General features: G+C 64.1%; 21 protein-coding genes. 8 read left to right on the top strand and 13 right to left on the bottom strand.

The annotated features are described in order from the left end of the window. The first annotated feature begins 10 nt into the window (after positions 1-10). Positions 11-604 (top strand): DUF924 family protein, encoded by a 594-nt coding sequence (locus tag AWB81_RS16810; RefSeq protein WP_062637408.1) that lies wholly within the window; start codon positions 11-13, stop codon positions 602-604. A 9-nt stretch (positions 605-613) separates the two neighbouring features. On the opposite strand, the gene AWB81_RS16805 is transcribed toward AWB81_RS16810, so the two are convergent. From AWB81_RS16805 to AWB81_RS16760, 10 genes are all read right to left on the bottom strand, one after another. After that, positions 614-1,360, bottom strand: coding sequence for an SDR family oxidoreductase (locus AWB81_RS16805; protein WP_062637320.1), 747 nt, complete (start codon positions 1,358-1,360; stop codon positions 614-616). A 99-nt stretch (positions 1,361-1,459) separates the two neighbouring features. Further along, on the bottom strand, positions 1,460-2,044 hold the full coding sequence (locus AWB81_RS16800; protein WP_062637407.1) for an LOG family protein: 585 nt from the start codon (positions 2,042-2,044) through the stop codon (positions 1,460-1,462). Then, positions 2,044-2,775: a TetR/AcrR family transcriptional regulator gene (locus tag AWB81_RS16795; RefSeq protein WP_062637319.1), complete on the bottom strand. Its 732-nt coding sequence runs from the start codon at positions 2,773-2,775 to the stop codon at positions 2,044-2,046. Before AWB81_RS16795 ends, AWB81_RS16800 begins: the two co-directional genes overlap by 1 nt. 146 nt (positions 2,776-2,921) lie before the next feature. After that, a complete protein-coding gene (locus tag AWB81_RS16790) occupies positions 2,922-3,629 on the bottom strand; it encodes a diacylglycerol kinase (RefSeq protein ID WP_235025818.1) in 708 nt (235 codons plus the stop codon). Then, positions 3,626-4,657, bottom strand: a complete 1,032-nt coding sequence (locus tag AWB81_RS16785; protein ID WP_062637318.1) for a glycosyltransferase family 4 protein — start codon at positions 4,655-4,657, stop codon at positions 3,626-3,628. Before AWB81_RS16785 ends, AWB81_RS16790 begins: the two co-directional genes overlap by 4 nt. 62 nt (positions 4,658-4,719) lie before the next feature. Beyond that, positions 4,720-5,676, bottom strand: a complete 957-nt coding sequence (locus AWB81_RS16780; RefSeq protein ID WP_062637317.1) for a UDP-2,3-diacylglucosamine diphosphatase — start codon at positions 5,674-5,676, stop codon at positions 4,720-4,722. 123 nt (positions 5,677-5,799) lie between these two features. After that, positions 5,800-6,315, bottom strand: a complete 516-nt coding sequence (locus AWB81_RS16775) for an RDD family protein (RefSeq protein ID WP_062637316.1) — start codon at positions 6,313-6,315, stop codon at positions 5,800-5,802. Between the two features lie 5 nt (positions 6,316-6,320). Continuing rightward, positions 6,321-7,085, bottom strand: a complete 765-nt coding sequence (locus AWB81_RS16770; protein ID WP_062637315.1) for a DUF3106 domain-containing protein — start codon at positions 7,083-7,085, stop codon at positions 6,321-6,323. An 18-nt stretch (positions 7,086-7,103) separates the two neighbouring features. Further along, entirely contained in the window at positions 7,104-7,544 is a 441-nt protein-coding gene (locus AWB81_RS16765; RefSeq protein WP_062637313.1) for a DUF3619 family protein, read from the bottom strand. Then, entirely contained in the window at positions 7,541-8,104 is a 564-nt protein-coding gene (locus AWB81_RS16760; RefSeq protein WP_062637311.1) for an RNA polymerase sigma factor, read from the bottom strand. Before AWB81_RS16760 ends, AWB81_RS16765 begins: the two co-directional genes overlap by 4 nt. 386 nt (positions 8,105-8,490) lie before the next feature. Between AWB81_RS16760 and AWB81_RS16755 the strand changes: the two genes are divergently transcribed. The 6 genes from AWB81_RS16755 (at position 8,491) to AWB81_RS16730 (ending at position 15,503) form a co-directional block, all read left to right on the top strand. Next, positions 8,491-10,254 (top strand): acetolactate synthase 3 catalytic subunit, encoded by a 1,764-nt coding sequence (locus tag AWB81_RS16755; RefSeq protein ID WP_062637309.1) that lies wholly within the window; start codon positions 8,491-8,493, stop codon positions 10,252-10,254. A gap of 114 nt (positions 10,255-10,368) precedes the next feature. After that, on the top strand, positions 10,369-10,860 hold the full coding sequence (gene ilvN / locus AWB81_RS16750) for an acetolactate synthase small subunit (protein WP_035939651.1): 492 nt from the start codon (positions 10,369-10,371) through the stop codon (positions 10,858-10,860). Positions 10,861-10,899: 39 nt separating this feature from the next. Beyond that, the gene (ilvC, locus tag AWB81_RS16745; protein ID WP_268811753.1) at positions 10,900-11,946 is read left to right on the top strand and encodes a ketol-acid reductoisomerase; all 1,047 of its coding nucleotides are present in this window, start codon (positions 10,900-10,902) and stop codon (positions 11,944-11,946) included. Between the two features lie 116 nt (positions 11,947-12,062). Then, complete coding sequence (locus AWB81_RS16740) at positions 12,063-12,707, top strand: phosphatidylserine decarboxylase (protein ID WP_062637305.1); 645 nt, start codon at positions 12,063-12,065, stop codon at positions 12,705-12,707. Between the two features lie 45 nt (positions 12,708-12,752). Beyond that, positions 12,753-13,619, top strand: coding sequence for a CDP-diacylglycerol--serine O-phosphatidyltransferase (gene pssA / locus AWB81_RS16735; protein ID WP_062637303.1), 867 nt, complete (start codon positions 12,753-12,755; stop codon positions 13,617-13,619). 342 nt (positions 13,620-13,961) lie between these two features. Continuing rightward, positions 13,962-15,503 (top strand): 2-isopropylmalate synthase, encoded by a 1,542-nt coding sequence (locus tag AWB81_RS16730; RefSeq protein ID WP_062637301.1) that lies wholly within the window; start codon positions 13,962-13,964, stop codon positions 15,501-15,503. A 48-nt stretch (positions 15,504-15,551) separates the two neighbouring features. On the opposite strand, the gene AWB81_RS16725 is transcribed toward AWB81_RS16730, so the two are convergent. The 3 genes from AWB81_RS16725 to AWB81_RS16715 form a co-directional block, all read right to left on the bottom strand. Then, positions 15,552-17,120, bottom strand: coding sequence for a SulP family inorganic anion transporter (locus AWB81_RS16725; RefSeq protein ID WP_062637298.1), 1,569 nt, complete (start codon positions 17,118-17,120; stop codon positions 15,552-15,554). Between the two features lie 78 nt (positions 17,121-17,198). Then, complete coding sequence (locus AWB81_RS16720; protein WP_062637297.1) at positions 17,199-17,858, bottom strand: carbonic anhydrase; 660 nt, start codon at positions 17,856-17,858, stop codon at positions 17,199-17,201. A 212-nt stretch (positions 17,859-18,070) separates the two neighbouring features. Continuing rightward, complete coding sequence (locus tag AWB81_RS16715; protein ID WP_062637294.1) at positions 18,071-18,595, bottom strand: hypothetical protein; 525 nt, start codon at positions 18,593-18,595, stop codon at positions 18,071-18,073. A gap of 333 nt (positions 18,596-18,928) precedes the next feature. Between AWB81_RS16715 and AWB81_RS16710 the strand changes: the two genes are divergently transcribed. Beyond that, the gene (locus AWB81_RS16710; RefSeq protein WP_062637403.1) at positions 18,929-20,146 is read left to right on the top strand and encodes a branched-chain amino acid ABC transporter substrate-binding protein; all 1,218 of its coding nucleotides are present in this window, start codon (positions 18,929-18,931) and stop codon (positions 20,144-20,146) included. The last annotated feature ends 177 nt before the right edge of the window (positions 20,147-20,323 follow it).

The raw sequence follows: 20,323 nt of genomic DNA, 5'->3' as shown, positions 1-20,323 counted from the left end.
GCAGCGTGACATGAACGGCGAGCCGCTCGATCCACGCGCGCAGGACGTGCTCGATGCGTGGTTCGGCGCGCCGGGCTCGCCTGAATTCGGGCAGGAGAAAAAGGCGTGGTTCATCAAGAAGCGCGCGTTCGATGCCGAGCTTTCCGCGCGGTTTGGCGCGCTGCTCGAAGAGGCGCACGAGGGCCGGCTCGCGCACTGGGCCGACACGCCGCTGGGCGCGCTGGCGCTGATCGTGGTGCTCGACCAGTTTTCCCGCAATTGTTATCGCGGCACGCCGCGCGCGTTCGCCGGGGACTCGATGGCGCTCGCCCTGTCGAAGGCGCTGGTCGCCGCCGGCGACGATCTCCGCCTGCCGAGCGCGCAGCATCGCAATTTCGCGTACCTGCCGTTCGAGCACGACGAAACGCCCGAGAGCCAGCGCGAGGCGGTGCGCCTTTTCACCGCGTTACGCGACGAAACCGGCGACGACGGTTTTCTGGAATATGCGCTGGAACACGCCGAAGTCATCGAGCGCTTCGGGCGCTTTCCGCATCGCAACCGCATTCTCGGACGCGCGATGCGTCCGGAAGAAGAGGCGTGGCTGGCGAAGCACGGCGGGTTCTAGCGTTCAGCTCTAGCGGCCGCCCGTGACGTCGATGATCGCGCCCGTCACGTACGAAGACGCGTCCGAAAGCAACCAAACGATCGCTTCTCCGACTTCGTCGGCGGTGCCCGGGCGTCCGAGCGGCGTCTGCACGCCGAGCACTGCCGCGCGATCCGGCTTGCCGCCGCTCGCGTGGATTTCGGTATCGATGAGGCCCGGGCGGATGGCGTTCACGCGCACGCCTTGCGGGCCGAGTTCTTTCGAGAGGCCGATGGTGAGCGTATCGATCGCGCCTTTGGAGCCGGCGTAGTCGACGTATTCGTTCGGGGCGCCAAGCCGCGCCGCCGCCGACGACAGATTCACGATCGAGCCGCCCTTGCCGCCGCGCGTCACCGACATGCGTCGTGCCGCTTCGCGTGCGCAGAGGTAGGCGCCGAGCACGTTGGTGTCGAAGATGCGCTTCAGCCGCGCGAGGTCCATGTCCGCGAGGGCCGCGCCTGGGGCAACGATGCCTGCGTTATTCACGAACCCATCGATCGGGCCGAAGGCGTCCTGCGTCGCGTCGAACATCGCGATGACCGCGGATTCGTCGGTGACATCGGCCTGGATCGCGATAGCCTTGCCGCCGGAGGATTCGATCCTTGCGACGGTTTCGTCGGCGGCGGAGGCGTTGGTCGCGTAGTTCACCGCGACGGACCAGCCGCGCGTGCCCGCCTGAATTGCCGCCGCGCGGCCGATGCCTCGGCTGCCGCCGGTGATCAGGATGACTTTTGACATTGTTCGCGTCTCCCGGAGGGGGTGGGGCGGTTGTTCAGCACCAGAAGCACATGGGGATCAGACGGTTCGCCCACGCAGGCCCCGGATGCTGGCGAGAACTCAGACCGAATCGCGCTTCTCGGCCCACTTGTCGATCATGGGCGGCACATACCGCGTGAGCTTCGCGATCATCTCGGCGGGCTCCCGTGCGACCAGCAGCATATTCAGATAAGCCTCGCGCATGAACCCTTCCTCGACGGTATGCCGCAGCATCGCAAGCAGGGGATCGTAATACCCGTCGACATCGAGCAGCGCCACCGGCTTCTGGTGATACCCGAGCTGCGCCCAGGTATAGACCTCGAACAACTCTTCGAATGTGCCGACGCCGCCCGGCATCGCGACGAACGCATCCGAAAGATCAGCCATCTTCTTCTTGCGCTCGTGCATGTCCGGAACGACGTGCAACTCGGTCAGATCCGTATGGCCCACTTCCTTGTTGAGGAGCAGTTCGGGAATCACGCCGACCGCGCGTCCGCCGTGCGCGAGCACTTCGTCGGCGATGAGGCCCATCAGCCCCACGCGTCCGCCGCCATACACGAGCGAAATGTTTGCCTCGACCAGCGCGCGGCCGAACGCCTTCGCGGCTTCGGCATAGACTGGCTTGGCTCCTGAAGCGGAGCCGCAATACACACAAACCGACTTGATCATCGGGAATCCTTTGGGGTGTCGGGTTTCGCTGCGGCGTCGTCGCGCGGCGGCAGGAAGTCGGCGTACTGGCGCATCGGCATCTGGCCGGAAGCCAGGTCGTCGAAGAGCTGCCGCGAGCGGCCGCGCAGATACGGCGCCATCACCGAAATGATATGCAGGCTCGCCTGATGCAGTTCCGCACGGATCGCTTCCTGATCGTTGTATTTGCGCGGGTTCATCACGTACTGGTACGACAGCCAGTAAGTCGCTATCACGCCGATGTTCGTCGCGATCACCTTGATCTCGTCCGGTGTCGCGACCATTTCCTGATCGGCCACGAGCGCCTCGCACAACTGGCGCGCGAAGTGCACCTTGTGCGTGATGATCTGCTTGAAGTGCGTTTCAAGCGTGCGGTTGCGCGCGAGCAGGTCGTTCAGGTCGCGGTAGAGGAACCGGTACGTCCAGAGAAAATCGGCCATGTACTGCAGGTACGACCACATCTCGTCGATGGTCGGACGATGGTCGTCGGGGAAGCGCAGCCGCTTTTCGATCTGCTGCTCGAACTGCGCGAAGATGCTGTTGATGATGTCGTCTTTGTTGCGGAAATGGTAGTACAGGTTTCCCGGACTGATTTCCATCTCTTCGGCGATCGTCGTCGTGGTGACGTTTGGCTCGCCGAGATCGTTGAACAGCTTCAGCGACAACTCGAGTATCCGTTCGCGGGTGCGGCGGGGAGGTTTGGCTTCCATATCGTCCGTACCTTGTTGCCGGGGCGCTTCGGCCTCGTGAAAAGCGTCGCGGACCCGGGTCGGTTCCTATTTTTGAGAATATCGGACGATTATAAACCGCTCGTTCGGCAGGACGGATGCGGGCGCGCGATTCGTGCGAGGCGCGTTCATGAGATGCGCGTGAGCCACTGCCAGACGAAAGGCCCGACCACGGGCCCGACGATCAGCGCCCACGTCATCACGCAGACGGCGAGCGCGAGCAGGACGGCCGCGCTGCCGAAGTCCTTCGCGCGTTTCGAGAGTTCGTGGCGTTCGAGCGAGATGCGGTCGATGGCGGCTTCGACGCTCGAATTCAGCAGCTCGACGATCAGCACGAGCAGCACGGTGGACAGGAGCGCGGCGCGCTCGACCGGCGCGACCGGCACGAAAATGCCGCAGGGCACGAGGATCGCGGCGAGCGCGAGCTCCTGACGGAACGCGCTTTCCTCGCGGATCGCCACGCGGATGCCGGAAACCGAGTTCTTGAGCGCATGCCAGGCGCGCGTGAGCCCGCGATTGCCCTTGTACGGATTGAAGGGCAGCGGGGCGAGCGGATCGTCGGGGGAGAGCGGCTCGGGGCGCTCGCCGTCCGGCGTGTCGCGCTCGGGTTCGTCCTGGTCGAAGGGATCGCGCATGGCGCCGATGGTAGCGCGGTGGGCGGCGGCGCGGCTCGTGCCGTGTTGTGCGGTATCCACGTCAGGCGGATGACGCGCGGGCGCCGCCGCGCGCTCGTCGTGCCGGGCGGCGCGCGGATGGGCCGCGCCCCCGGGGCCGCCGTCCGTCTCGCCGCCCACCCGCGCTTCCTTGGCCGACGCGGCCGCCGCGCGCCGCGTCATGCGGTCGCCCGCTTGGTGCTCGCTTCGCGCGGGCCGAGCGGCCTCAGGTGCGAGGCGAACTGCTCCGATGCCGCGCGCCACGAAAATCGCTCGGCCCAGGCGCGCGCGTCGGCGCGTTCGATCTTCAGCGCCTGCAGGCACGCCTCGCGCAGGTCGTTGTTGAGCGCGCCGGGGCCCTCGGTGCCGAGCACGTCGATCGGTCCCGTCACCGGATAGGCCGCGACCGGCGTGCCGCATGCCATCGCTTCGAGCAGCACGAGGCCGAACGTATCGGTGCGGCTCGGGAACACGAAGACGTCGGCGGCGGAGTAGACCTTCGCCAGTTCCGGCTGCGACAGCACGCCGAGATAATTGACGTTCGTATAGCGCGACTTCAGTTCGGCGAGCGCCGGACCTTCGCCCGCGACCCACTTCGAACCGGGCAAGTCGAGCTTCAGGAACGCCTCGACGTTCTTCTCGACTGCCACGCGCCCCACGTACAGGAAGATCGGCCGCGCGGTGTTCAGCACTTTCGAGTCCATCGGCCGGAAGATGTCGAGATCGACGCCGCGCGTCCACAGCACGACGTTCGTGAAGCCATACGTCTCGAGATCGCTCTTGACGACGGGCGTCGGCGCCATCACTGCCTGCGAGCGCTTGTGGAACCAGTGCAGGAAGCGATACGTCATCGCGAGCGGGATGCCGAAACGCGCGTTCACGTACTCGGGAAAGCGCGTGTGATAGGCGGTCGTGAACGGCAGTTGACGACGGATCGCATACGAGCGCGCGGCCATGCCGAGCGGGCCTTCCGTTGCGATATGGAGCGCATCGGGCGCGTATTCCTCGATGCGTCGCGCGACCCGGCGGCCCGGCATCAGCGAAAGGCGAATCTCCGGGTAAGTCGGGCAGGGGATCGTTTTGAATTCGAGCGGCGTCAGCAATTCCACGCGATGCCCGAGTGCAGTCAGTTCGCGAGTCGTGTTCTTCAGCGTGCGGACGACGCCGTTGACCTGCGGTTCCCATGCATCGGTGACGATCATGATCTTCATCGTATTCGGCCCAGTTTGGTGATGCTTCGGTGGTGCTGCGCGGTACGGTCTTCAGGCGGTCTTTACGCTGTCGCGCGGGCTTTCAGCGCTCGTTCTTCAGGCGAACGCATGACGGTCCAGTAGACGATCTTCAGTTCTCCGTCGAGCGTTTCGACGAGCGCCGACAGGCTCTCGACCCAGTCGCCGTCGTTGCAATAGAGAACGCCGTCGATGTCGCGGATCTCCGCCTTGTGGATATGCCCGCAGACGACGCCGTCGCAGCCGCGCCGGCGCGCTTCGTCGGTCATCACGCGCTCGAACTGCGAGATGAAGTTGACTGCGTTCTTGACCTGGTGCTTGAGGTACTGCGAGAGCGACCAGTAATTCAGGCCGAGCCGCGTGCGCGCGCGGTTGAACCACCGGTTGAGGAGCAGGATCAGCGTGTAGAGCGTGTCGCCGAGATAGGCGAGCCACTTCGCATGCTGGATGACGCCATCGAAGAGATCGCCGTGCACGATCCACAGGCGCTTGCCCGCGAGCGTCGTGTGGAAGGCTTCGCCGCGCACGTGGATATCGCCGAACGCGAGGTCGCAGAACTGGCGCGCGGCTTCATCGTGATTGCCGGGGATATAGACGACCTGCGTGCCTTTTCGCGCCTTGCGCAGGATCTTCTGCACGACGTCGTTGTGCGCCTGCGGCCAGAACCAGCCTTTGCGAAGCTGCCAGCCGTCGATGATGTCGCCGACGAGATACAGGTATTCCGACTCGTGATGCCGAAGGAAATCGAGCAGATACGGCGCCTGGCAGCCACCCGAGCCGAGGTGGATGTCGGACAGCCAGATCGTGCGGTAGCGCTGCGGGGTGTCGGCGGAGTCGGATTCGTGCGCGCTTTCGGCGAGCTGGCCGTCAAGGCGCTCGGCGTCGGGAGGGATCGGGTTGGCGGGCAGGTTCGCGTTCGGAAGAAACGCGAGCGGAGCGCTCAGGTCCGGCTGGCGCAGCCGGAAGGTCGCGGACGATTTGGATGCCGGTTTGAATGTCATGCGCTCGCGCGTCGGGTTGCGGTATGCGCATTGCGCCAGAGAGCCGTGACTTCGGCATGACAGTCATGAGAAGTTCTTATTACGGGAGGCGCTTGCTTTCCGGCGGGACGGGCGGTGGCGTGCTTACCGCGCGGCCGTCACCGGGACGATCCGCGTGCCCGCGAGGCGGTCGTGCAGAAACTGCCGTGCCGGATCGAGCCAGACGGCCGCGGCCCAGAGCGCGATCCAGACACCGAAGACGACGAGCGTCTGAGGTACCGCCAGCCCGAGGAGCGGATGGAGCGCAAGCGGCGGCAGGAACCACAGCCAGGCGAGCACATAGCGCGCGAAGGCGCGCATCGCCCGGACGGGCTCGCCGCGCGCGTCGACCACTTTCAGCCGCCAGGTTTTCATGGGCAGGGTCTGGCCGCCGTGCGTCCAGAACCAGACGAAATACACCGCGAGCACGATGCCGATCCACGTCATCAGCAGATTGTGATGCGTGAGGCCGTTGCGTTGCTGGGTGAGGGTGCTGAACAGATATCCGGCGATGAACACGATGCCGAACAGGATCACGCCTTCGTAGATCATCGTCGCGAGGCGGCGGCGCAGGGCGGGAGCGCGCATCGTCGGAACGGCGGAGGCATCCGGTGCGCGCATGCGGCTCACGAACCGTTGAAGACGGACGGCGCCTGCTGCGGCGACACGGGAATCGGCGTCGCGGGGACGAAGCTGCCGGCGCTCGGGATCGGCGGGGTGAGCGGCTGGAGCGCCGGCTGGCTTGCTGCGCCAGCCGCGCCGGACGCGTGTTCCTCGAGCTGGGCGAGATGGCCCTGTTCGCGCGCCGTCACGATCCGGTTGATGTCCTTGAGTTCGGTCTTGCCGGTCGGCGGCGCGCTGACGATGTTCGGCCGGCGCGTGTGTTCGGTGGCGGCGAGTTTTTTCTTCTGCTCTTCGGACAGTTTCTGGTACGCATCCCACGCGCTTTCACGCTTTTCGAGCGGCACCGACTTGGAAACCTGATAGTTCTCGCGCGCGACCTTGCGCTGGTCGGGCGTCATGCGCACCCATTCGGCCATGCGCTGATGCAGGCGCTTTTGCGCTTCAGGCGACATCCGGTGATAACGCGATGCGATCTTGAGCCACTTTTGCTTGCGCTCGTCGCTGAACTGGTCCCATTGCTCGGCGAATGGCGCGAGCGCGGCGTGCTGCGCCTCGGTGAGCCGGTTCCACGCGAGCGGACTCGACGACGACAACGCCGACAGCGGCAGCAGGTCGCCGGACGAACTCGTACTCGCTGCGCTCGGCGCGGCGGCGCTGGCGCTCGGGGAGACGGTCGGCGAGTAGAAGCGCGGATACGTCGCGGCGAACGCGACCACGCCCGCAATCGCGCATCCAAAAACAATCGCGAGACCGCGCTTGTAACTCACCCGGAAACTCCTGCTGTTTTAGTGATTGCGCGTCAGGTACGCGTTGAAGCCGTGATCGAGATAGGCGTCGAGCGGCAGGTTGTCGCTCAGCATGGCGGCGTCGATGTCGGCGAGTTCGGCGGTGCGCTGCTGGTCTTCCCAGTACGCGATTCCGGCCAGGCCGATGACCAGCGCGAGCAGCGGCCAGGCGAGGCCGAAGCGGCCAAAGCGTGCAAACCGGCCGCGCGGCTGCCCGGCTTCGGGCGAGCCGAACTGTCCGCCCGAGGCGCCTGCGAGCGTCGGCGCGAATACGGGTGCCGAGACGGCGACCTTCTCGGGCTTCTTGCGCGCGATCGCAGCGCGCCGCGCGGCCGCGAGGCGGTCGACGGCCGCGGCCGGCAGGCCCGATGCATTTTCGTCGAGCGCCCGGACTACCTTGCGCGCGAATTCGTTTTCCTTCGATTCAAGAGCGGAGCTCATAGCGTGATCCCTTTCGCCTTCAGTGCGTGAGCCAGCGCGTGCGTGGCCCGCGAGCAATGCGTTTTTACGCTGCCCTCGGAGCAGCCCATTGCAGCGGCGGTTTCGGCGACATCCATATCTTCCCAGTAACGCATGAGAAAGGCTTCCCGTTGACGAGTCGGTAATTTCTGGATTTCCGCGTCAATCAGGTTGAGCACCTGTTCACGCTCGAGCTTGTTTTCGCTGCTCTCCGCACCGACCGAGCCTTCCTCGGACTCGAAGGTCTCGAGCGGGTCGAATTCGTCGTCGTCGGCGTTGCCGAAGGACGAGAAGAGACTCACCCACGTATTGCGCACCTTCTGGCGGCGAAAGTAGTCGTGCGTCGCATTCTGGAGGATACGCTGAAACAAGAGCGGGAGCTCCGCCGGAGGACGGTCGCCGTATTTTTCGGCGAGCTTGATCATCGCTTCCTGGACGATGTCGAGCGCCGAGTCGTCGTCGCGCACGGTGTAGACGGTCTGCTTGAACGCGCGTCTTTCGACGCCCGCCAGAAAATCGGCGAGTTCCTTGTCTGATGCCATCCGTGGGGGCCGGCGCAGCGAGTGTGCGTCGTAAGGGGTTATGAGATTTTGAGAAACCTGCGGATGCTAGCAAACTTTTGCTCGCCCCGATAGAAACGCATTACCGTATTCTCCGAATCGGCTCGCTCAATGTTCGGATCTAGAGAGCCGGCTTCGCACCGAACCGCCCGGCGCAAGGCTTGTGCGCCGGGGGACCGGCAATTTTTCGCTTGACCGCGAAGGCGCGCCGGGCTATCGTTTCCGACTCGCATCATAAAGTGAATGTCTAATTTGAGGCGAGCCCAAGAAGCACGCCTGTCAAACCAAGACGCGCCGCTTGAACCCGAGCCACAAGCCCGGCAGAGAGCACCCGATCAATTTTTTGCCGAAAATTCGAAAGGTGATTAATGAATATGCCCAGCGCGGAATTCTCCACGTCGGATACGACCCCCTCGCACGAATCTGAATCCATCGGCGGCACCGTGCTCATGCGCGCGCTGGCGGACGAGAACGTCGAGTTCATCTGGGGCTATCCCGGCGGCTCGGTACTCTATATCTACGACGAGCTGTACAAGCAGGACCAGATCCAGCACATCCTCGTGCGCCACGAGCAGGCCGCGGTTCACGCCGCCGACGCCTACGCGCGCTCGACCGGGAACGTCGGCGTGTGCCTCGTGACTTCCGGCCCCGGCGTCACCAACGCGGTGACGGGCATCGCCACTGCCTATATGGATTCGATCCCGATGGTCGTGATCAGCGGCCAGGTGCCGACTGCCGCGATCGGTCTGGATGCGTTCCAGGAGTGCGATACGGTCGGCATCACGCGTCCGTGCGTGAAGCACAACTTCCTCGTGAAGGACGTGCGTGATCTCGCCGCCACCGTCAAGAAAGCGTTCTACATTGCCCGCACCGGCCGTCCCGGTCCCGTGCTGATCGACATTCCGAAGGATGTGTCGAAGGCGCCGTGCAAGTACGAACCGCTGAAATCGGTCTCGCTGCGCTCGTACAACCCGGTCACGAAGGGCCACTCGGGCCAGATTCGCAAGGCGGTGCAATTGCTGCTGTCGGCGAAACGCCCGTATGTCTACACCGGCGGCGGCATCATCCTGGCGGACGCATCGCGCGAACTGAACCAGTTCGTCGACCTGCTCGGCTACCCGGTTACCAACACGCTGATGGGCCTCGGCGGCTATCGCGCGAGTGACAAAAAGTTCCTCGGCATGCTCGGCATGCACGGCACGTACGAAGCCAACATGGCGATGCAGAACTGCGACGTGCTGATCGCCATTGGCGCACGCTTCGACGACCGCGTGATCGGCGACCCGAAGCATTTCGCTTCGTCGCCGCGCAAGATCATCCATATCGACGTCGATCCGTCGTCCATTTCCAAGCGCGTGAAGGTGGATATCCCCATCGTCGGCGACGTGAAGGAAGTGCTGAAGGAACTGATCGAGCAACTCCAGACTGCCGACCACGGCCCGGACACCAAGGCGCTCGCCGACTGGTGGAAGGACATCGAAGCCTGGCGTTCGAAGGACTGCCTCGCCTACGACCGCCAGAGCGAAATCATCAAGCCGCAGTACGTGGTGGAAAAGGCGTGGGAACTGACGGATGGCAACGCGTTCGTCTGCTCCGACGTCGGCCAGCACCAGATGTGGGCGGCGCAGTTCTATCGCTTCAACAAGCCGCGCCGCTGGATCAACTCGGGCGGCCTCGGCACAATGGGCTTCGGCCTGCCTGCGGCGATGGGCGTGAAGATGGCGCATCCGGACGACGAGGTGCTCTGCATCACGGGCGAAGGCTCGATCCAGATGTGCATCCAGGAACTCTCGACGTGCAAGCAGTACAACACGCCCGTCAAGATCATCTCGCTCAACAACCGCTACCTCGGCATGGTGCGCCAGTGGCAGCAGATCGAATACAAGAAGCGCTATTCCAGCTCGTACATGGATGCGCTGCCCGATTTCGTGAAGCTCGCCGAAGCGTACGGCCACGTCGGCATTCGCGTCGAGAAGACAGTTGACGTCGAGCCGGCGCTGAAGGAAGCGCTGCGTCTCAAGGATCGCACGGTATTTCTCGACTTCCAGACCGATCCCACCGAAAACGTATTTCCGATGGTCCAGGCAGGCAAGGGCATCACGGAAATGCTGCTCGGATCGGAAGATCTGTAAAGGTGGCTGGCCGCTGAAAGGCTTGCGCGCGCACGTCTTCACGAAGGACGCTCGCGGCGCGCAAGCCGGACCTGGCCACGCTCGAACACTGGATAAATCGGGAACGCTGACATCATGAAACACATCATCTCCGTGCTGCTCGAAAACGAACCGGGCGCGTTATCGCGCGTCGTCGGGCTCTTTTCCGCACGCGGCTACAACATTGAAACCTTGACGGTGGCGCCGACCGAAGACAGTTCGCTGTCGCGGCTCACCATCGTTTCCATCGGCTCGGACGACGTGATCGAACAGATCACGAAGCACCTGAACCGCCTGATCGAGGTGGTGAAAGTGGTCGACCTGACAGAGGGCGCCCACATCGAGCGAGAGTTGATGCTGATCAAGGTTCGCGCGGTCGGCAAGGAACGCGAGGAAATGAAGCGGATGGCGGATATCTTCCGCGGCCGCATCATCGACGTGACCGAGAAGACCTACACGATGGAACTGACGGGCGCGAGCGACAAACTCGATGCGTTCATTCAGGGCCTCGACGCCACGGCGATCCTGGAAACGGTTCGCACGGGCAGTTCCGGCATCGGCCGGGGCGAGCGCATCCTGAAGGTTTAGGCGCCGCCAGCAGTTCCACGCCACATCAAGACACACCCAATTCAACGAAGCACGACTCAAGGAACCACCATGAAAGTTTTCTACGACAAGGACGCCGACCTCTCCCTCATCAAGGGCAAGCAAGTCACGATCATCGGCTATGGCTCGCAAGGCCATGCGCACGCGCTGAACCTGAAGGAAAGCGGCGTGAAGGTGACGGTTGGCCTGCGCAAGGGTGGCGCATCGTGGAGCAAGGCCGAGAACGCCGGCCTGACCGTCAAGGAAGTGGCGGAAGCCGTGAAGGGCGCCGACGTCGTGATGATGCTCTTGCCGGACGAGCAGATCGCCGAGGTGTACAAGAACGAAGTGCACGCGAACGCCAAGGAAGGCGCGGCGCTTGCATTCGCGCACGGCTTCAACGTGCACTACGGCCAGGTGATCCCGCGCGCGGACCTTGACGTGATCATGATCGCGCCGAAGGCCCCGGGCCACACGGTGCGCAACACGTACCAGCAAGGCGGCGGCGTGCCGCACCTGATCGCGGTCGCGCAGGACAAGTCGGGCTCGGCACGCGACGTCGCGCTGTCGTACGCGGCGGCGAACGGCGGCGGCCGTGCCGGCATCATCGAAACGAACTTCCGCGAAGAAACGGAAACCGACCTGTTCGGCGAGCAGGCCGTGCTGTGCGGCGGTACCGTCGACCTGATCAAGGCCGGCTTCGAAACGCTGGTGGAAGCGGGCTACGCGCCGGAAATGGCGTACTTCGAGTGCCTGCACGAACTGAAGCTGATCGTCGACCTGATCTACGAAGGCGGCATCGCGAACATGAACTACTCGATCTCGAACAACGCCGAGTACGGCGAGTACGTGACGGGCCCGCGCATCGTGACGGAAGAAACGAAGAAGGCGATGAAGGCTGTCCTGAAGGATATCCAGACGGGCGAGTACGCGAAGAGCTTCATTATCGAGAACCGCGCCGGCGCGCCGACGCTGCAATCGCGCCGCCGTCTGACGGCCGAGCACGAGATCGAGCAGGTCGGTTCGAAGCTCCGCGCAATGATGCCGTGGATCGCGAAAAACAAGCTGGTCGATCAGTCGAAGAACTAAGCTTGTAACGCGCTTTTAACGCATTCGCAGTTGCAGCACCGAAGAGCCGTCCGGGCGTCGCAGACCCCGGACGGCTTTTGCTATCCTATGGCTTTACAAAAACACAGAACATATCCATGAACTATCCACATCCGATCATCGCCCGCGAAGGCTGGCCGTTCATCGCCATCGCGGTCGTCGTCGCCCTGGTGATCCAGGCGATCGGCGGCTTCGGTTTCGCCTGGCTCTTCTGGCTGATCGTGATCTTCGTCGTGCAGTTCTTCCGCGATCCGCAGCGCCCGATCCCGACGCAGGCCAATGCCGTGCTGTGTCCAGCCGACGGTCGCATCGTCGCCGTGGAAACCGCCCACGATCCGTACGCGGGCCGCGAAGCGCTCAAGATCAGCGTGTTCATGAATGTGTTCAACGTGCACTCGCAACGTTCGCCCGTCGACGGCGCGATCAGCAAGGTCGAATACTTCCCCGGCGCCTACCTGAACGCGGCCGTCGATAAGGCCTCGACCGAAAACGAACGCAACGCGATCGTCATCCAGACCGCGTCAGGGCATACCGTGACGTCCGTGCAGATCGCCGGGCTGATCGCGCGGCGCATTTTGTGCTACGTGCATGTCGGCGAACCGCTCACGCGCGGCCAGCGCTACGGCTTCATCCGCTTCGGCTCGCGCGTCGACGTCTACCTGCCGGTGGGAAGCCGGCCGCGCGTGTCGATCGGTGAAAAAGTGTCGGCGTCGTCGACGATCCTCGCCGAATTCGCCGAATAATTCGTTGAATAAGCAGTTCAAACGAGCGGCATAACGGAGAACTCGATGGCGGCATTCAAACCGCGCCGTACCCGGATGAACGGAGCGCCTCCGCGGGCGTTCCGTCGCAACAAGGCTTCGCAGGACGTCGGCGCCGTGGAGACGCGCCGCGCACAACGCCAGCAGTTCCTGAGAAAGCGCGGCATTTATCTGTTGCCGAACGCATTCACCACCGCCGCGCTCTTCTGCGGCTTCTTCGCCGTCGTGCAGGCGATGAACGTGCGCTTCGAGATCGCGGCAATCGCGATCTTCGTCGCGATGGTGCTTGACGGCATGGACGGCCGCGTCGCGCGCATGACGCACACGCAAAGCGCGTTCGGCGAGCAGTTCGACAGCCTGTCGGACATGGTGTCGTTCGGCGTCGCGCCCGCGCTCGTAATGTACGAATGGGTGCTGAAGGATCTGGGACGCTGGGGCTGGCTCGCGGCGTTCGTGTACTGCTCGGGCGCGGCGCTGCGGCTCGCGCGCTTCAATACCAACGTGGGTGTCGTCGACAAGCGCTATTTCCAGGGCTTGCCGAGTCCGGCCGCGGCGGCGCTGATCGCCGGTTTCGTCTGGCTTGCGACCGACAACCGCGTGCCGCTCAAGCTCGTGTGGTTGCCGTGGGTCGCCTTCGCGCTGACGATCTACGCGGGCGTGACGATGGTGTCGAACGCGCCGTTCTACAGCGGCAAGGCGCTTGACGTGCGCTATCGCGTGCCGTTCGCGGGCGTGCTGCTGGTGGTGGTGGCGTTCGTGCTGGTCTCGTCCGATCCGCCGCTGATGCTATTCGGTCTTTTCGTGCTGTACGGCTTCTCGGGCTACGCGTGGTGGGGCTATATGGCGATGCGCGGCAGACCGAATCCCGCGCGCAGTTCGCAGCGCGATCATTGACGCTAAGCCTGAAGGCGGCCACATTCGGTCGCCTTTTTCTTTGCGGGCCCTCGATTCGGGTGAAACGGACCCAATCGCGCCGATCGGAAAGCCCAATTGCACGCATTCGGAAATCTCGCTATAGTCTGCGGATGAACTTTTTCACGTTCCCCCTCTCGTCTCTTCTAGCTGGTGCGCCGCTATGCGCGCTATCGCTACTAGCGCGCCTACCGCGCTAATCCGTCTCGCCTCCCGTCTGCTCGTTCGTGGTTTTCGACGCCAGCGGTGGCGCGGACACCCGAATTCCGTTTTAGTTTTTCCCCACCGTTTCCAGAATCCAGAAACTCCCCATTGGAGGCCGACATGGCAGACAAGCTGATCATTTTCGACACGACCTTGCGTGACGGCGAACAATCGCCCGGCGCGTCGATGACCAAGGAAGAGAAAATCCGCATCGCGAAGCAGCTGGAGCGCATGAAGGTCGACGTGATCGAGGCGGGCTTCGCCGCGAGTTCGAACGGCGACTTCGACGCGATCCAGACGATCGCCTCGCTGGTCAAGGACAGCACGGTCTGCTCGCTCGCCCGGGCGAACGACAAGGACATCCAGCGCGCCGCCGATGCGTTGAAGCCCGCCAACCAGTTCCGCATCCACACGTTCATCGCGACCTCCGCGCTGCACATGGAGAAGAAGCTGCGCATGACGCCGGAGCAGGTCTACGAACAGGCGCGGCTTGCGGTGCGTTTCGCGCGCAAGTTCACCGACGACGTCGAGTTCTCGCCGGAAGACGGCAGCCGCTCGGATCTCGACTTTCTGTGCCGCGTGCTCGAAGCCGTGATCGACGAAGGCGCGCGCACGATCAACATCACCGATACGGTTGGCTACGGCGTGCCGGAGATGTACGGCCATCTCGTGAAGACGCTGCGCGAGCGTATTCCGAACTCGGACAAGGCGATTTTCTCGGTGCATTGCCACGACGACCTCGGGCTCGCGGTCGCGAATTCGCTCGCCGGCGTGCAGATCGGCGGCGCGCGGCAGGTCGAATGCACGATCAACGGTCTCGGCGAGCGCGCGGGTAATACGTCGCTCGAAGAGATCGTGATGGCGGTCAAGACGCGCAGGGATTATTTCGGCCTCGACGTCGGCATCGATACGACGCAGATCGTGCCGACTTCCAAGCTCGTATCCCAGATCACCGGTTTCGTCGTACAGCCGAACAAGGCGGTGGTCGGCGCGAACGCGTTCGCGCACGCGTCGGGCATCCACCAGGACGGCGTGCTGAAGGCGCGCGACACCTACGAGATCATGCGCGCGGAAGACGTGGGCTGGAGCACGAACAAGATCGTGCTCGGCAAGCTGTCGGGCCGCAACGCGTTCAAGCAGCGCCTCCAAGAACTCGGCGTGACGATGGAATCGGAAGGCGACGTGAATTCTGCGTTCGCGCGCTTCAAGGAACTCGCGGACCGCAAGTCCGAAATCTTCGACGAGGACATCATGTCGATCGTCTCGGAAGAGTCGGCCGAGGCGCAGGCGAAGGAGCATTTCCGCTTCGTGTCGATGGCGCAGCATTCGGAGACCGGCGAGCAGCCGCAAGCGCGCGTGGTGTTCGCCGTCGATGGCGCCGAAGTGACCGGCGAGTCGCGCGGCAACGGCCCCGTCGATGCGACGCTGCACGCGATCGAATCGAAGGTCGAGAGCGGCGCGGAACTCGTGCTGTACTCGGTCAACGCGATCACGACCGGTACGCAGGCGCAGGGCGAAGTGACGGTGCGGCTCTCGAAGAGCGGCCGGATCGTGAACGGCGTCGGCACCGATCCGGACATCGTCGCCGCTTCGGCGAAAGCATATATCGCCGCGCTGAACAAGCTCCATTCGAAAGTTGAGAAGCTCAACCCGCAGCTTTGATGAGCATGCAAAAAAGCCCTCGCCCGAAGCGAGGGCTTTTTTTTGCCTCTACTCCGCCGCAGACCGCCTCGAAAACAGCAGCCGTTCCCGCATCGACGGCCGCTCGCGTGCCGCCCGCTCCAGTTGACGGCACTCGACATGAATGCCGCGCGCGGGCGCGTCTTCCACGAACTTGTCGATCAGCTCGCGCACGTCGGGATCGATGAAATCGGCGCGCGTCGCATCGACGATCACGGTCGCGCGATCCGGAATCTGCCGCAGGTGGTGTTTCAGCGCGACCTTGCCGATAAATGAAACGTCCTTGCGGAACGACAGCAGGAAGTGGTCGTCGTGCTGCGCGATCGTGATCGGGCGTTGCAGGTTCGCGTGAACCGCGAGCGCGATGCTGCACGCGATGCCGAGCAGGATGCCGATCAGGAGATCGGTCAGCAGAACGCCGGCGATCGTCACGATGAACGGCGCGAAGCGCTCGAAACCCTGCTTCGCGACTGCTGCGAACAGTGAAGGTTTCGCGAGCTTCAGTCCGGTGAAGATCAGGATCGCGGCGAGACACGCGAGCGGAATCAGGTTGATGACGCTCGCAAGCGCAAACACGCTGGCGAGCAGCAGCACGCCATGCACGAACGCCGACCAGCGGCTCTGCGCGCCCGCGTGAACGTTTGCGGAACTGCGCACGATGACGGACGTGATCGGCAGTCCGCCCAGTGCGCCCGCCACCATGTTGCCGATTCCCTGCGCCTTCAGTTCGCGATCGGGATGGGTGGCGCGCTTCTTCGGATCGATCTGTTCGACCGCTTCGAGGCTCAGCAGCGTTTCAAGGCTTGCGACGATTGCCAGCGTCATCGCCAGACGCCAGACGTCGGGATTCGCGAGCTGCGCAAAGTTGGGCCATTCAAGCGCATTCGAGAGCGCGGCGAACGAGGCGATCGACGGCAGCGCGACCCGCAGTTCAGCGCCCGGCGCGATGCCCGGCGCGACAAAGTCGAGCAAAAGCGTCGCGCCGATGCCGAGCATCACGACGGCGAGCGGCGCGGGAATCGCACGCACGAGCGCGAAGCGCCGCATCGCTTTCGTTTCCCAGCCGGCGAGGATCGCGAGCGACGCCACGGCGATCGCGCATGCCGCGACCGACATCGCGCCGAACGGCGTGTCGATCATGCCAGGGCCGTTTGCCGCGACGGCCGCGCCCTCGTTGGCAAAACCGGCGGCGAGCGGAATCTGCTTGATGATCAGCAACAGGCCGATCGCCGCGAGCATCCCCTTGATGACCGAAGAGGGCACGTAAGCCGCGAAGCGTCCGGCCTTCAGCATCCCGAAGCCGAACTGCAGCGCGCCCGACAGCTGCACGGCGAGCAGGAACGCGGAAAAGCTGCCGAGCCGCGCGATGCCGTCAACGACGATCACGATCAGCCCGGCGGCCGGCCCGCTCACGCTCAGATGCGAGCCGCTCAGAAGCGCGACGACCAGCCCGCCGATAATGCCGGACAGCAAGCCCGCGAACGGCTCGACGCCCGAAGCATTGGCGATGCCGAGACACAGCGGCATCGCGACCAGAAAAACGACGGTGCCGGCGAACATGTCGCGAGGAAAAGTGGCGAAGGTTTGTCTTGGGTTCATGATTTTCAGGTGCGAGTTGAGCCGTGCGGCGTCTTGCGACGCCGCATTGCATGTGGCCTGGGTCAGTTTGGGCGGCGCTTAGCGGCCGGCGGTTTCGAGCACGGCTTCGGGGGTGTGTGCCGGCGCGGGCGCGGCGGCGGGATCGTCGCCGCGATGGCCCGACGCGAGCACCTTGATGCGGCCGTCGTGCAGGCCGTAGATCCAGCCATGCACGCGCGGCGGTGTTGCGGCGTCGCGCACGAGCGGTGTCGCCCGCAGCGCGCGCACCTGTTCGAGCACGCTCAATTCGGCGAGCCGGTTCACGCGCTCGTCGGGATCGGCGACGCCGTCGAGTTCGCCGCGATGCACGCGGGCGAGGGCGCAAAGCGGCGCGATGCGGCGATTGACGTGCGGCAGATCGGGCGACGGCGGCAAGAGCGAAGCACGCACGCCGCCGCAGCCGTGGTGCCCGCAAACGATTACGTCGTCGACCTGAAGAACGCGCACGGCGTATTCGAGGACGCTCATCACGTTGTCGTCGGCGGCGCAAAAGAGGTTCGCGATGTTGCGGTGCACGAAAAGGTCGCCGGGATTGGCGTTGGTGATGGTTTCGGCGGGCACACGGCTATCCGAGCAGCCGATCCACAGGACTCGCGGATTCTGGCCTTGCGTGAGGCGCGGGAAGAACTGGGTATCGCTGTCGGCGGTTTCAGACGCCCAGGCGATGTTTTCGACAAGCATGCGTTTGGGACGATTCATCGATGTGACTCCGGAAACGGTTCGGAGAGGCATGCGCCATGCACCGCGCTGGCGCAGCCATCTCGATATCGCCGCGCTTCGTTGCAGCGCAGCGGAAACCTTACGAAACACTTTCGCAGAAAAAGTTCACATTCGTCTACTGATAAAAAAAGCCGCCCTGTCGGGGGCGGCTTTTTGCAGTCTGTCGTGGACGATTTAATTAAGCGAAAGCTTCAGAACATGTTGCGCCGGTCGGGGTCGTGCAGCGGGTCGGGTGTCTTCTGCGTCAGCCGGAGAATGCCCTGATCGTCGAAATAGAAGCTGTACATCATGTACCAGACATTCGATTCCATATAGCGGTATGTCCAGACTTCTCGCTTCATCAGCGGGAAATACGACGTTTCCACCGGTCGCCCGAAGTTGACGAGCACATCCTTCTTGGTCCAGGTGCCGATCTCGGCCTTGTAGAACTCGTTGGCGTCGAGCACTTGGCGCACGCTGACAATCTTCCCGGAGGCGTCGATATCGGCGGCGGTCGTGACTTCACCGAGGGGCTGGGTCGGCCACATTAGCCGCTTGCCGCCATTCGGCAGGTCGTAGGTTTCGCGCGGCGGGCCGAGGCGGGAGGTGATGGTGGATACGTCGGCGCCCGTCTGGTAGTTCTGCCACGGCTGCGCGCAGGCCGAAAGGAGGAGCGCGAGACCGGCGAGCGCGGCGCCGGCGACTGCGCGGCCGCCGCGGTTGAGTTTGAGCGACATTGAGGCCTCCGGAAGCTTTATGTCCCGGCACTGCCGCCGGGTTTCCCTGGTGTTCAGGGATTTTGACACGCGCGCGGGAAAAACATCCTGCCGGGTGCGCGAATTTGGGCAGAAGCCGCGCATTTTCGCGGGCTTTCGCACTGCCGTGCCGCATGGCGCATGCATCGCGCGCTTGCGCGCCGCGCGCGACGCGGCCTATGATCCGCGCTCTCATCGGAACGAATTTGCGGCGGGGCGGCGATGTCGAAGGCGGGAAAACAATACAGATCAACCGAACTGCGGTTCGAGCGCGGCTGGCTGCGGCTCGTGGCCGCGGCTTGCATCGCTGGGTCGATGGCGGCGGCCGTCGCGGCACAGGGCGAGCCGATCCGCGTCGCGATGATCGAAGGCATGTCCGGCCCGTTCGCCAACGCGGGCGCGGCGGTCGAACGCAATCTGCGCTTTGGTGTCGAGCGCGTGAATGCGCGAGGCGGCGTGAAGCTCGCCGATGGCGCGCACCCGCTGCAACTCGTTGTGCTCGACGGCAAAGGCAGCAGCGAGGCGAGCCTCGTGCAACTGCGTGCGGCGATCGACCAGAAAATCGGCTTCGTCATGCAGGGCAACAGTTCGGCGGTGGCGGCGGCGCTCGTCGCGGCCATCGACAAGCAGAACGCGCGCGAACCCGATGCGCGCGTCGTCTTTCTCAACTATTCCGCCGACGATCCCGCGCTCACCAACGCGTCGTGCAGCTTCTGGCATTTCCGCTTCGACGCGCACGCCGGCATGCGCATGGACGCGCTCGCGGACGTGATCCGCGACGACCGGTCGGTGAAGAAGGTCTATCTGCTGAATCAGGACTACAGCTTCGGCCACGACGTCAGCCGGGAGGCGGCGCGCGCGCTGAAGGAGCGGCGTCCGGACATCGCGATTGCCGGCGACGAATTCCATCCGGTCGGCCGCGTGAAGGATTTCGCGCCCTATATCGCGAAGATTCGCGCGAGCGGCGCGGACGCGGTCGTGACCGGGAACTGGGGCAATGACCTGACGCTCCTGGTTAAGGCCGCGCGCGAGCAGGGGCTGAACACGAAGTTCTATACGTTCTACGGCAACAGCCTCGGCGCCCCGGCGGCGCTCGGCGACGCGGGCGTGAAGCGCGTGGTGGCGGTGGCGGACTGGCATCCGAATGTCGGCGGCGCGGCGTCGGATGCCTACTATGAGGCGTTCCGCGCGCGCTATCCGTCGGCCGCCGACGATTATCTCGTGCTGCGCATGCCGCTCATGATCGAGATGCTGGCGCAAGCCGTGACGCGCGCCGGCAGCGCCGATCCGACCGCGGTCGCACGCGCGCTCGAAGGGATGAAGTTCGACAACGGCTTCCACGGATCGACGATGCGCGCGCAGGATCATCAACTGTTCCAGCCCCTTTACGTAATGGAAATGGACCGCGCGGGCACGCCGGGCGTGCGTTTCGACAACGAGGGCTCGGGTTACGGTTTTCGCACCTTGCTCGCGCTGCCGGCGAGCAAGACGGCCCAGCCCAGTTCCTGCGAGATGGCGCGTCCGGTGCGTTAGGCCGTCCGGAGAGGCCTCAAAGCGAATGCGGGCTGTGCTATAATTCGCGCTTCGTTTTGGGGAGGTCCGTCGTGAAAGTGACGAACTGGAACCGCCGGAAACCGTCCGAAGCGAAAAAATCGCCGAAAATCTTGGCAATAAACTCGTGGCAGTAACCCACGGCACGGCCTTTCTTCC

Source organism: Caballeronia arationis (assembly GCF_001544975.2).
In the GTDB taxonomy this organism is placed as follows: Bacteria; Pseudomonadota; Gammaproteobacteria; order Burkholderiales; family Burkholderiaceae; genus Caballeronia; species Caballeronia arationis.
Note: the sequence above shows the minus strand (reverse complement) of the source record. Positions and strands in the feature narration are given on the sequence as shown.